The organism is Pedobacter steynii (assembly GCF_900103665.1).
Taxonomy (GTDB): Bacteria; Bacteroidota; Bacteroidia; order Sphingobacteriales; family Sphingobacteriaceae; genus Pedobacter; species Pedobacter steynii.
The window spans coordinates 582,214-594,904 of sequence record NZ_FNGY01000001.1; the positions used below are offsets into that span (position 1 = coordinate 582,214).

A 12,691-nucleotide genomic window follows, 5' to 3' on the forward strand; every position below is an offset into this window, starting at 1 on the left:
CATGAGTAGTATATATCAAATCAATAAGGGGGTGTCTAAGCCGATTGTGTTTAAGGGATTGAAGGCGCAGTATATTGCTTATCTGGCTATAGGCTTGGTGCTTTTGCTGTTGGTATTTGTCATGGGGTATATTCTGGGAATGGCTTTGTATCTGCTACTGGTTTTGGTTCTGGGGTTGGGTGCTTTGCTGTTCTATGGGGTATTCCGTTTGTCTTTTCGCTTTGGGGAGCATGGTTTGATGAAGTTTTTTGCGCGTCGTGGTTTACCTAAGGTGGTTGTCTTTCGTTCGCGGCATTTGTTTACCGGGCTGAAGTCTGGCCCTGATGGTTTGCCTTTGTTGTTTCTGGTTTTAACGGTTTTTGGTTATGGAGGCTTTTAATTTACTTCCGGTGTATAAGGTGGAGAATGATTGTATCATTTCCATGCAGGGGGATGTTACGGTGGCTTTTAAGCTTTCGCTGCCGGAAATCTTTTCGCTTTCTACTGCTGAGTATGAGGCTTATCATCAGGGTTGGGTGAAGGCGATCCGTTTGCTCCCTGTTCATAGTGTTTTTCATAAGCAGGATTGGTTTATGCAGGATCGGTACCGGGCAGATTTTGAGAATGTGGAACGTTCTGCTGCTTCCGGTTTTTTGTCTAGGTCTTCTGAGCGTTTTTTTAACGAACGGGAGTTTCTCTCTCATGAGTGTTTTGTGTTTTTGACTAAGAAACCTGCCGGTCGTAAGCTTTCTTCTTCTGCTTACAGCAATATTTTACGCAAGTCTATTGTGCCACCTTCTAGTATTGACAGGTCTTTGGTTTCGGATTTTATAGATGTTTGCGGGCAGTTTCGCCAGGTGTTGGAGGATACGGGGTTTGTTCGCATGGAGGGCTTGGGTAATGATGATTTGGCTAGTACTGCAAATGCTGCCGGGTTGATCGAGCGTTATTGTTTTCTTCTGGGGAAAGATGAGGCTTCGATGATTGGTGATATTCAGGTTAAGGATGGACTGAAGGTGGGGGATAAGCATTTACAGCTTTTTACTTTCGCGGATACTGTGGATTTACCTTCGCTTTGTGGTTCCAGGATCAATTACGATAAGTATTCTTCGGATAGAACGAAGTTTAGTCTGGGCTTTGCTACGCCTTTGGGGCAGCTTTTGGATTGTAACCACATTTATAACCAGTATGTATTTATCGGGGATGCTCAGCTGACTTTAAAGCGGCTGGAAGCGAAAAAGCTGCGTTTGCAGAGTTTGTCGGGTTATTCACGCGAGAATGCGATTTCCAGGGATGCGGTGAATGATTTTTTAAATGAGGCGATTGCCGCGCAGCGGCTTCCGGTGAAGGCCCATTTTAATGTGCTGACCTGGACTGGAGAGAGTGTTGAAAGCAGAAACCGTGCTGGAGGGAGTAGAGGGCGTTTGGAGGTGGGGAGTCGTAGTTCGGGGGCTGCTGAAGTGAAAAATATGGTGAGTGCGGCAATGGCTAAGATGGATGCTATTGCGAAGTTGGAGACTGCCGGGGCGCCGCAGGTTTGGTTTGCGGGGCTGCCGGGGAATGAGGCTGATTTTCCGATGAATGATACTTTTGATACTTTTTTGGAGCAGGCGACTTGTTTTTTTAATCAGGAGTCTTCCTATCAGTCTTCGCTTTCTCCTTTTGGGATTCGCTTTGGGGACAGGCTTTCGGGTAGGCCCGTGCATGTGGATATTTCCGATGAGCCGATGCGTCTGGGCTGGATTACCAACCGCTCGAAGTTTGTCTGCTCGCCATCTGGTGCGGGTAAGAGCTTCCTTTTGAACCATATGCTCAGGAGTTATTACGAGCAGGGGGCGCATTGTGTGGTGGTAGATATCGGGCATAGTTACAGGGGATTATGTGACCTGGTCGGTGGCTATTATTTTACCTATACCGAGGAGAATCCGGTCTCTTTTAATCCTTTCTTTTTAGGAGATGGGGAGGTGTTGGATACCGAAAAACGGGAGAGCATTAAGACTTTGCTTCTTGCGCTTTGGAAGAAGGATGAGGAAGGTTACCGCAGGTCTGAGTATGTGGCCATATCTAATGCGCTGACGATGTATTATGCGTTTTTGGACAGCAATGCGGATGTTTTTCCTTGCTTTAATTCTTTCTATGAGTTTTTAATGTCTGAGTACTTGCAGGTGCTGGAGGATGGTAAGGTAAAAGAAAAGGATTTTGATGTCTCGAATTTCCTGTATGTTTTAAATCCATATTACCACGGTGGGGAGTTTGATTATTTGTTGAATGCTAAACAGAATCTGGACATGCTGCATGAGCGCTTTGTGGTGTTTGAGCTGGATAATATTAAGGATCATCCGATTTTGTTTCCTGTGGTGACCCTGGTGATTATGGAGATGATTCTCTCCAAGATGAGAAAGCTGAAAGGGGTTCGTAAGGTGGTGTTGATCGAGGAGGCCTGGAAGGCGATTGCACGCCAGGGCATGGCAGAATATGTGCAATATTTGTTTAAGACCATGCGCAAGTTCTTCGGGGAGCCGATTGTGGTGACTCAGGAAATTGAGGATGTCATTTCCTCACCGATCGTAAAGAATGCCATTATCAATAATTCGGATTGTAAGATTCTTTTAGACCAAAGTAAGTACCAGAATAAGTTTGATCAGATACAGGAGCTTTTGGGGCTGACTGAAAAGGATAAGGCTTTAATTCTTTCCTTGAATAAGGCCAATGATCCCAAGCGTAAGTATAAAGAATGTGCGGTGATTCTAGGTAGCGGGCATACCAAAGTGTACAGGGTGGAGGTAAGTCTGGAGGAATATTATACCTATACTACTGAGGAGAAGGAGAAGGTCTTGGTGCAGGAGTATGCGGCTAGGTTTGGGGGTATGCAGAAGGGGATTGAAGCTTTGGCTGAGGAGATCCGTTCAAGGGGAGGTTGAGCGCTTTTGCTTCAGGATGATTGATATCCTATACCTTATATATATGTATTCAAATTTTTAGTTTTTAAATCAACCAAAATAGAGTGCCATGAAAACATTGAAATTATTAGTATTGATTTTATGTCCGATTTTTCTGCTGTGGTCTTGTAATCGCTTTGGCGGAAATACTAAACGGGATTTTCTGCCAGGGAGCTATGTGAATTCCGCTGAAGGGGAATTTAGCGTAGCCTGGGATACGCTAGTGATTGCGCCACTTGGTGGGCAGGACTACAAAATCCTCAGAAAGACGGCTTTTCAGCGCAAGCAGCAGGGGAGGCCGATGGACAGGGAGCTGCGTCAGCAGAATTGGGTGGCGATTTTTGATGAGAAGGCTGAGCTGCTGCAGGTTTTGAAAACGGGAAAACTGATCAGCATTTATCCGGATTCAGGGATGATTGTTGTGGGGGAGCGTAAGTATCGGAAACTGAAATTATAATCCATTTTTTATGAGAGGTTTTAAACTGCGATCGGCCATTTCTTGGCCGACTGGGATGTCTTTGTCCTTTGATGGCGCTCGGCGTGTTTTTGAATACTTTTTTGGATCTGTTAACCGCGTCAGCAGGAGGACGCTTGGAGCTATGAAACAATATATGGTGATTTTGCCGGTAAGTGCGATGACGCTGATGGTGGGCCTTCCTAAGGGGGCAACTGCACAGATTGCGGTGGTAGAGGTGATTAAGGCTGGGGTTAAGAAGGTAATTAAGGCTGTTGATTTGAAAGTCCAGCGTTTACAAAATCAGACGATCTGGCTGCAGAATGCGCAGAAGGTGTTAGAAAATACGCTGTCTAAATTGAAGCTGACAGAAATCGCTGATTGGACTAACCGTCAGAAGGAGTTGTATTCGGGCTATTACAATGAGCTTTGGGAAATTAAAACGGCAGTTGCTTATTACAAGCGGCTGAAGGATTTGACGACCAAGCAGCTGGCAATCATTGATGAGTATAAATGGGCTTGGGGATTGTTTAAAAAGGATCGGCATTTTCAGCCTTCGGAGTTGGAGTATATGGAAAAGGTTTACTCTGGGATTTTGGAGGAGAGTGTGAAGAATCTGGACCAGATTATTTTAGTGGTGAACTCCTTTAAGACCCAAATGACTGACGGGGAGCGTCTGGAGCTGATCTCCCATGCGGCTGATGCTATGGATGAGAATTACTCGGCGTTAAAAAAGTTCAATGCTGTTAACATCGGCACCAGTATTCAAAGGGCGAAGTCTTTGGATGAGGTGACGGCTTTAAAGGAGATTTATGGAATACAGGAGTAGTAAATGCTTTACTTTTTTATACCTGGTGCTGCTGGGCTTTTGTCCGCTGCTGTCCTCGGCTCAGACTTTTGCGGAGTTTTTTAAGCAGAAGAAGACGCAGAAAAAATACCTGGTGCAGCAGATTGCCGCCTTGCAGGTGTATTTAGGTTACGCGAAGAAAGGCTATGATATTGCGGGTTCGGGATTGAATACGATTAAAAAGTTGACTACGGGAGAGTTTACGCTGCATTCAGCTTTCATTGCTTCGCTGTCTTCGGTTAGTCCTTATATCCGTAGCCATTTTAAACTGGCAGAAATTGTTCTTTTTCAGAAAGAGATTGTTAAAGGCTTTTCCGGGATGACTTTGGGAAGATCATCTGGGCTGCTTTCTGATGCCAACCGGGTCTATATTCAGTCTGTTAAGGCAAAAGTGTTGATGGACTGTGCCATGGATCTGGAAATGCTGCTGCTGATCATCAGTCCAGGTCTTTTGGAAATGGATGATAAGGCCAGATTGGACAAACTCGATGAGTTGTATAAGTCGATGCAGAACAAAGCGGCCTTTACCAGGGCTTTCGCTGCTGATGTTCAGGGGCTTGTGGGCAGCAAGGAAATGGATTTAAGATCAGTTCACTTTTTAAATAAAGCTTATGGAAACGTGGAATAGATTAGGCCCTGCTTTTTTCAGGCAAATATGGAAATCAGTTTTGGGCTCGGTGTTGTATGATTTGCTTTTGGTTCTTAGTTTACTGCTTGCCTCGGGCTATAGGGCATCTGCCCAGAGTACCGAAGTGCAGCAGTTGCTATTGAATGTCGAAAAGCTCAGCCAGTTGAAAAACATTTTGGAAGATGCTAAAAAGGGTTATACGGTGCTGGTTACCGGATACAATGCGGTTCGGGATATTACTTCTGGGAACTTTTCCTTGCATGAGTTTTTTCTCGACGGGTTGATGCTGGTGAATCCTGAGATCAAAAAGTACCGCAGGGTGCTGGATATCATCACCTATCAGAAGCAGCTGATTTCAGAGTATAAGAATGCGTTTAAGCGGTTTTCTGCCGGGGGAAATTTCAACCCTTCGGAGCTGGATTATCTGGGGCGGGTATATAAGAATCTTTTTGAGCTGTCTTTGGATAACCTGGATGAGTTGCTGACGGTGATTACTGCGGCAAAATTGCGAATGTCGGATCAGGAGCGCCTGGTTGCTATTGACCGGATCTATGCAAGGGTAAAGGACAAGCTGGTTTTTCTGCGGACTTTTAATGCCCAGGCCTTGGGGTTGTCCCTTCAGCGCGATAAACAAAAAATGGAACTCAAAAGTGTGTCGGACCTCTATTAGCTAATTTTTATGAAGACATTATATATTGGAAACTTAGGCATTTGCCTTTGTCTGGGACTGTTGTGCCTGCCTTTTGGTTCTTTTGCCCAAAGTATGGGCGAACGGGTGGGTAGCCTGCAATCGGTGTTGGACCAGGTCTATGAGCAGATGATGCCATTGTGTTCAGGCCTGATATCTGCCGGTCGTGGAATAGCTGGTTTTGGTGCCCTTTGGTACATTTCCTCGCGGGTCTGGCGGCAGATCGCCCAGGCGGAACCGATTGATGTTTACCCGCTGCTTCGTCCATTTGCCTTGGGCTTGGCTATTCTGCTGTTTCCAGCGGTAATTTGGACGATGAACGGCGTTTTAGGTTTGTCTTTGGCTGGAACTAAGGGGATGGTTAGAGATAGTGATCGGGCGATCAGAGTTTTGCTTAAGGAGAAAGAACTGGCGATGCAAAAGACCGACAAGTGGAAGGCCATGGTCGGAGTGGATGGTTTGGGCAACCGGGAAATCTGGTATGACCTGATCCATCCGGATGATCCCGGTGGCAAGTCTGAAGGCTGGATCGAATCGGTTTATAACGATTTTCGGTTTTGGGCGGATAAGCAGGATTATAAGATGCGACATGCCTTCAAGACTTTCATTGGCGAGGTGCTGGAGATTGTTTACCAGGCTGCGGCACTTTGCGTAAATACCCTGAGGACTTTTTTTCTGATCGTGCTGGCAATTCTTGGGCCGGTGGTACTTGGCTTTGCGGTCTATGACGGCTTGCAGCATACACTTTCGGTCTGGATAGCGCGGTATATCAATATTTACCTCTGGCTACCGATTGCCAATATCTTTGGGGCTATTCTGGGAAAGATTCAGCAGAACATGATCAAACTGGACATTTCCGAGATCCAGACCGGTGGGGATACGCTGTTTTCTACGACCGACATCTGTTATTTTATTTTCCTGATCATTGGTATCCTGGGGTATTTTTCAGTGCCAACGGTGGCCAATTATGTGGTACATGCAGGTGGTGGAAATGCCATTTTGATGAAGGTAAACAGTATCGTTGCCAGTACTGCCTCAGCGCTCAAAGGTAGTGTTCGATCGAATCTTTCCTTTGGTGGCAAGCGTGAATCCGGGATGAGCGCAGATGGTCATGGGGATGCTTATCGAAAGGCGTCGTACGGTATGGCTGAGGGCGCCGGTAAGGATTATTTCAAGGATAAACTATCGGGTAATTAGCTTCTTGTTTCATTTTTTTTTCTATGGTGATGTTTAGACAACTTCAAAATATTGACTCGGCTTTTAAGCACATTAAAAGCTTTTCTGTGGCTTTCCTGCTGGCTAATGTGCTGGTGGTATGCTTTGGTATTTACATGTTTTGCCGCACGCTGCACCAACAAAGCCAGCAGGTATATATCCTGTATAATGGTAAGGTGCTTTCTGCGGTTGCCGCTGGCCGTGATGTTTACCTGCCGGTGGAGCTTCGCGATCATATCAAGACTTTTCATGAACTTTTTTTTAACCTGAGTCCTGAGGATAAGGCCATCCGGGCTACGGTTTCCAGGTCCTTGTACCTGGCCGATCAGAGTGCAAAAAAGCAGTATGATAACCTGAAGGAATCGGGTTATTACAATAACCTGATCAGCGCGAATATTTCCCAGGAAATTACGGTGGATAGTATAGGGCTGGCTTTAAATGTTCAGCCCTATACTTTTCGCTGTTATGCGACCCAGAAACTGGTGAGATCTAGCAGTACGGTGTACAGGCGTTTAGTGAGCCAGGGACAAGTGCGTGATTTGAAGGTAAAGACAGATGATAACCCGCATGGCTTTCTAATTCAGAACTGGGAGATCCTGGAAAATAGGGATTTGCCTTTAAAATTTTAAGTATGGGACTTTTTTGGAAAACAGGTAATCGTCGTGCTGCTGATGTTGATCAAGTAGCAGAAAAGCTGGCTTTTAGGCTACTTAAGCTGCAACAGGGACTGGCTGACCGGATCAATCATCCTTTACGCAAAGTTAATCTTCCAGTTCTAGTGACGGTACTAGTCGCCCTGGGTACAGCTTTCGGGATTTATTGCTTTTACCTGGTGCTAAGCGCATTTTTTTAATCATTCATCAAGTTATATTTTATGAAAACTAAACAGAAAATCAATCAAAGGAAGGTGATGATGATCGCGCCTGTCTTTTTGCTCCTGATCTTTGCGGGGATGTTTTATGCCCTGGGGGGTGGTTCCGGTGGCCGAGCTAATGAGCTTAATGTTTCGGGGATCAACCAAACGCTGCCTGATGCGGCTTTTAAAAAGGCTCAGCCAGGTGACAAACTCGGTATCTATGAAATGACAGCCAGGGATTCGGCTAAGGTTAAATCTTTTGGTTTGTCCGGTGGCGGCTTGGCAACAGTTTCAGGTCCTGGGATTCATAAGGAGAATGCCGTGGATCCGACTACTGAGCTGACTGCAAAACTGGAAGCATTGAATACGGAACTGTCGAAACCCAGTCCGCCGGTTGCTGCTGCGGTTAGGAATGTTTCGGGCTCAGTTCATGGCCAGCCAGCTTCAATTAAAAGTGATGTGGATCGCCTGGAATTTTTGATGAGGTCTATGCAGGATAAAAGGGAGGAAGATCCGGAAGTCACCCAGTTGAATGGCATGCTGGACAAGATCATTTCCATCCAGAACCCCGAACTGGTGACGCAGAAACTACGAGCACAGGTTGCTGCTCAGCCTTTGCTTCCTGACAGCCAGTTTAGGGCCATTCCGGCAATTATCGTGGACAAGCAAAAAGTTGGTCAGGGTGCATCGGTGAAGCTTCAGCTTTTGGATACTTTACGTATCGGGTCTATGCTGATCCCTAAAGGTCATGAGATTTTTGCTCTTAGTCAATTGAGTAACCACCGTTTGCTGCTGAATATTAAGAATATCCGTTTAGGAACTTCGATCATTCCGGTAAACCTGTCGGTCTATAGCCTGGATGGTATGGCAGGATTAGATGCCCCTGCTGCTGAGCTGGGTATAGCTGCTGGGGCAGGCTTTAATGATGCGGTTCAAGGCATGGAGTTTTTGAGTATGGACCAGTCTATTGGTGTTCAGGCAGCCGGCGCGGGTATTGATGCTGCAAAGAGCTTGTTAACAAAAAAGGTGCGAAAGATACGCGTTCCACTCAAAGCTGGTTTTAAGGTCTTACTGCGTAATAACCAGGCAGGGAGAAGGTAGTTGTGGAAACGGAACAGAACAGGGCGAAAGTGCTTTGGCAGAACTGGGAGAAGCTGGAAAATGAGCTTCGGCAACTCGGAGGGAAAACCGGCGAGCAGGATGCGGAAATCGCACGGCAGAAATACGAATATTTGCGCAAAGGATTATACCGGCTTTCTGAGCGGCCAGTGGATACAGAAAAGCCTTATGTGGCGATGATAAGTTCTGTGACTTCAAAGCTCCAGAAACAGCTATATCCAAACCGATTTTTACGTTTACTGCATCAGGCGAAGGCTTTGTTATATGATAAACCAAAGGTTTTTAGTGATCTGCAGCAGCTCAGGGCGCAAAATATTTCAACGCTAAAGGGAATCTTTGAGCAAAGAGGACTGGATAGTATTGCTAAAGTGCTGGACCATTATCTGGAATATGGTCAGCAAAATGTGAGTTTTAAAGTGCTGGGTAAGATGGACGATAACCGGATTTTGGGTATTGCCCCTGTTTTTCAACAGGATGAAAAGGGCCTTTTCATGTTTTCTGACCTTAACTTAAGTCTTCGTGGTTCGGCGGATCCGGCAAATAATGTCTCAGTTTCCTTGCCTGGAGATTATCTCCTAAACCGTGAGCAGCTGGTGAACTTTGTAGAACAAAGGCCGGTTTATGTCTTTCCCTCTGCTGAACTGGATGCGGGAAAATGGATTCGTTTAGGGAGAGGAGAAAAGGGCGAGGAATTAAAGCTCGAAGTTTTCGATGATAAGGGCGATGAACTCAAACGGAAACTCTATGAACTTGCTGAGGAAACTAAGCTTTACAAGCTCAGCTCTTCAGAGGTTTTGCTCAATCTTAGGCAGGGTAACCAGTTTCGCATGAATGGGATTCACCCTGCTGACCGGAGGTTTTTTATAGAGGCGCATCCAAGGGGAAATCAACTTATCATTCGCAACGAGTTCGGGGAGGAAATCACTAAGGATATGCTGCTAAAAAGTCTCCGTCACGAGTCGCCCAATCTTACCAAAGGCTTTGAGCTGATTAAGAATAAGGTTATAGAAAAAGATCGTTCAAATAGTCCTGATCAGGGTTTATCCATGTAATTCATTTATTCATTTACATAAAAATCAAATACCATGAATTCAAATTTAGAGAGTATTGACAATGTATTATCCAAAGCCAGGGAGCTCGGGATGGGTGAAAAATCTATTGTGCTGTTGGAGGAGCAGATGAGAAACGGTGTCGACCGGATTGCGGTAACTGACCTCTATGCTGCTAAACGCGGACAAGTGGAAGCGACTACGTTTATCAATCAATCCAATCGATCTGAGAATTACTACATCAGTAAATTCCAGGTGGCCTATAACCAGGGAAAGGTGTTGGATGAGGGTCTAAAGTTCTTTGTGACCCTGCCGGAAAGGGATGGAGAAAAACGGTTTCAGGGAATAGAGGGAACGCTTGCGGCGATTGATCTTTTTAAACAACAGAAGGGTGAAAGCGCCCTGTCTTATGGAAAGACCTTTGGAGATAGCCAGGTTGTCGCTACCATGACTGATGGAAAGATTGATTCCATTAATGCTGAATTTCAAAGAACATTCAGGTTGGTGCCAAGAACACAGACGGTATGGTTGGATAGGGGCAAAGGGACTAGCATTCCCCAGGGTGCAAACCTGATCCAGGGTAAGTATGTGCATAGGGATGATATGCTGAATTCTTTGAAAGGAGAGATTTACTCGGCCTGGATCAAGTATGACTTTGATTCTCCTAAGTTCAGGGACAATTACCAGGTCTTGCAGTTTAGTGGTGAGGAACGCTTTGATCCTAGGGCTGAACTGGAAAAATACAACATCAAGGAGCTGGCAGATCCTAAGCAGTTTGCTGCATTAGAGACCAGGTTAAGTAATGGGGATAGCCCAGTTATTACTGCAATTGGTAAGGACGGTAAAGGACTAGAACTGACCATTGAAGTGGAAGCGCGGTATAAAAAACTTAATTTCTTTGATAAGGATGGCGGTGTGCAAAAACGTGAACAGTTTCTAAAAGAGCCTGGGAAAAACATGGAAATTAACAGTGGCAAAAAGAATGATAAGAAGGTGGAAAAGGATGCGGCTGCCTCTCAGGAGATGAGTAGATAGAGTTTATGCTCTTATAGTTTAATGTTTACCAGGGCCTGGGAATTTCCCGGCCTTTAAATCTAAAAATATGAAGGAGGAAAAATTTGCATTTGGGTATATGCGTGTTGATAATGTGCACGATGATTCTGTAGTGAATGAAAAGCTTAAACAGCTCAAAGATCATTGTGACATTCATAAAATTGAAATGCCCATGATTTTTGCTGAAAATAAGGCTGTCAGTGGCAATTTCACAGGAAATGCCTGGAAGGATCTTGAAATGACCCTTGCCCATGCTGAAGGAAGGGTGCAGTCCATTATTGTTAATGACCGCGATAGTCTGACCAAGGACATGGGGGTGTATCTGCTTAAAGAACGTGAGCTCAAAGAGAAATATGGAGTAACCATTGATATTGCAGATGGAAAAAGTCTTAAAATAGATCACTCCAAAGGTATTTCTATTAACTAGGGGTATGTTTTAAATCAAAAAGATGTATGGAAATAAAACCAGTTAGTTTAGTCGTCGAATGTTGGCAGGCAGGGGATTATTAACAATGAATCAGGTGTTCGCGGCAAAATTTTACAGCTCACAAAACTATTGTGAGGCTAATGGTATGTTGATGCCAGGCGTAGTTATTAACAATCTCAAAAGGCTTTATTTGAATTAGCTGAGTTTTATTACCGTTTAATGGTATTATTGTATAACCAATTATAAACAAAATCTGAATTGTATGAAAAAGTTTGAAGAATTGAAATCACTGATTGCTGAAGCTGAAAAAGATGCCACTGCATTTTTTGAAAAAGGGAATAAAGCCGCTGGTACCAGGTTGCGTGGGGCATTGCAAAGTGCGAAGATGCTTGCCCAGGATATCCGCAATGAGGTGACCGCTAAGAAAAACACGAAATAATTTTACTACTTAAAACCCGGCTTGCCGGGTTTTTATATGAATAGCAAATATCAATTCTCTCATCCTGATCAATGAATTCATGGCCTTAAAATATACATCGCTTAAAAAATACTACAAAGCTGAGGAAAAGTATCTTTTCCTTGGTAATGGCATGAATCAACTGGACAATCCGATTTCATGGGATGATTTGTTACGAGAGGTTTGCAGGAAAGCTAAGGTAAATGTAGAGCGAAGGAATAAGCCTTATCAGCTCTTTTTTGAGCAGATTTCATTTGATATCGATCGCAATAAGATTGTGGAGGATAATGTGAAAAAACTTAAACAGCTCATGGGAGCTGAAGCCCTCAAATTACAACCAAATCCTATTCTGCCTGCTATTATAGCAACTGGATATTACGCACATTTTATGACTACCAACTATGATTACTGTATTGAAAGATCTTTGTTTTCTTTGTTTGACCAGGCAAAGGGTAAACATTTAAAACGCCCTAAATACAGCCTTTACCGTTATAATAAGGTCAGTGATTATAAAGTTTGGCATATACACGGGGAATGTGATAACGGCTATAATGGGAAGCTAACTAATTTTCCTGAGGCCTCGATCTTAATTGGATTTGAACATTATGCAGATTACCTGGAGAAAATCCATAATCTCTTGAAAGACAATTCCGGAAAAGGACTTGCCCAGCTCATGGATAATGCGCAGGAAAACTGGGTGCATCTTTTCTTTACAAGAGATATCGATATTATTGGTTTTGGTTTGGACTTTACCGAGACACATCTCTGGTTCATCCTAAATTTCCGGGCAAGATTAAAGCGTAAGGGAGCTGGACTGCTCAACACCATCCGCTGGATCATACCTGAATTTAGTGTACAGCGTCAAAAGGAAAGAATAGATGTATTGCAGGCGCTGGGGGTCGAGATATTGCCTATTAATGCTCCCGATGGTAATTATGCCGCTTTCTATGAAAATTTTAAAAATACGCTGGCCTGAAAAT

General features: G+C 44.4%; 15 protein-coding genes. All 15 read left to right on the forward strand.

What is annotated here, in order from left to right:
• The first annotated feature begins 1 nt into the window (after position 1).
• Positions 2-379 (forward strand): DUF4133 domain-containing protein, encoded by a 378-nt coding sequence (locus BLQ87_RS02255; protein ID WP_074604500.1) that lies wholly within the window; start codon positions 2-4, stop codon positions 377-379.
• Positions 366-2,900: a TraG family conjugative transposon ATPase gene (locus BLQ87_RS02260; protein ID WP_074604501.1), complete on the forward strand. Its 2,535-nt coding sequence runs from the start codon at positions 366-368 to the stop codon at positions 2,898-2,900. The genes BLQ87_RS02255 and BLQ87_RS02260 overlap by 14 nt, the downstream gene beginning before the upstream one ends.
• Before the next feature lie 88 nt (positions 2,901-2,988).
• Positions 2,989-3,375, forward strand: coding sequence for a hypothetical protein (locus tag BLQ87_RS02265; RefSeq protein WP_074604502.1), 387 nt, complete (start codon positions 2,989-2,991; stop codon positions 3,373-3,375).
• Between the two features lie 142 nt (positions 3,376-3,517).
• Positions 3,518-4,201 carry a conjugal transfer protein TraI gene (locus tag BLQ87_RS02270; RefSeq protein ID WP_074604912.1) on the forward strand — a complete coding sequence of 228 codons (684 nt, stop codon included), beginning with the start codon at positions 3,518-3,520 and terminating at the stop codon, positions 4,199-4,201.
• A complete protein-coding gene (locus BLQ87_RS02275) occupies positions 4,185-4,847 on the forward strand; it encodes a hypothetical protein (protein WP_074604503.1) in 663 nt (220 codons plus the stop codon). The genes BLQ87_RS02270 and BLQ87_RS02275 overlap by 17 nt, the downstream gene beginning before the upstream one ends.
• A complete protein-coding gene (locus BLQ87_RS02280; RefSeq protein ID WP_245723778.1) occupies positions 4,831-5,517 on the forward strand; it encodes a TerB family tellurite resistance protein in 687 nt (228 codons plus the stop codon). The genes BLQ87_RS02275 and BLQ87_RS02280 overlap by 17 nt, the downstream gene beginning before the upstream one ends.
• A 9-nt stretch (positions 5,518-5,526) precedes the next feature.
• Complete coding sequence (gene traJ / locus BLQ87_RS02285; protein WP_074604504.1) at positions 5,527-6,732, forward strand: conjugative transposon protein TraJ; 1,206 nt, start codon at positions 5,527-5,529, stop codon at positions 6,730-6,732.
• Positions 6,733-6,761: 29 nt separating this feature from the next.
• Positions 6,762-7,379, forward strand: coding sequence for a conjugative transposon protein TraK (traK, locus tag BLQ87_RS02290; RefSeq protein WP_074604914.1), 618 nt, complete (start codon positions 6,762-6,764; stop codon positions 7,377-7,379).
• Between the two features lie 2 nt (positions 7,380-7,381).
• Positions 7,382-7,603: a hypothetical protein gene (locus BLQ87_RS02295; RefSeq protein WP_074604505.1), complete on the forward strand. Its 222-nt coding sequence runs from the start codon at positions 7,382-7,384 to the stop codon at positions 7,601-7,603.
• Between the two features lie 21 nt (positions 7,604-7,624).
• Positions 7,625-8,707 carry a conjugative transposon protein TraM gene (traM, locus tag BLQ87_RS02300; protein ID WP_074604506.1) on the forward strand — a complete coding sequence of 361 codons (1,083 nt, stop codon included), beginning with the start codon at positions 7,625-7,627 and terminating at the stop codon, positions 8,705-8,707.
• Between the two features lie 2 nt (positions 8,708-8,709).
• Positions 8,710-9,777: a hypothetical protein gene (locus BLQ87_RS02305; protein WP_074604507.1), complete on the forward strand. Its 1,068-nt coding sequence runs from the start codon at positions 8,710-8,712 to the stop codon at positions 9,775-9,777.
• 33 nt (positions 9,778-9,810) lie between these two features.
• Positions 9,811-10,809, forward strand: coding sequence for a hypothetical protein (locus tag BLQ87_RS02310; protein WP_074604508.1), 999 nt, complete (start codon positions 9,811-9,813; stop codon positions 10,807-10,809).
• Between the two features lie 67 nt (positions 10,810-10,876).
• Complete coding sequence (locus tag BLQ87_RS02315) at positions 10,877-11,254, forward strand: hypothetical protein (protein ID WP_074604509.1); 378 nt, start codon at positions 10,877-10,879, stop codon at positions 11,252-11,254.
• 262 nt (positions 11,255-11,516) lie between these two features.
• Complete coding sequence (locus BLQ87_RS02320) at positions 11,517-11,693, forward strand: histone H1 (RefSeq protein WP_074604510.1); 177 nt, start codon at positions 11,517-11,519, stop codon at positions 11,691-11,693.
• A 79-nt stretch (positions 11,694-11,772) separates the two neighbouring features.
• The gene (locus tag BLQ87_RS02325; RefSeq protein ID WP_074604511.1) at positions 11,773-12,687 is read left to right on the forward strand and encodes an SIR2 family protein; all 915 of its coding nucleotides are present in this window, start codon (positions 11,773-11,775) and stop codon (positions 12,685-12,687) included.
• Positions 12,688-12,691 lie beyond the last annotated feature (4 nt).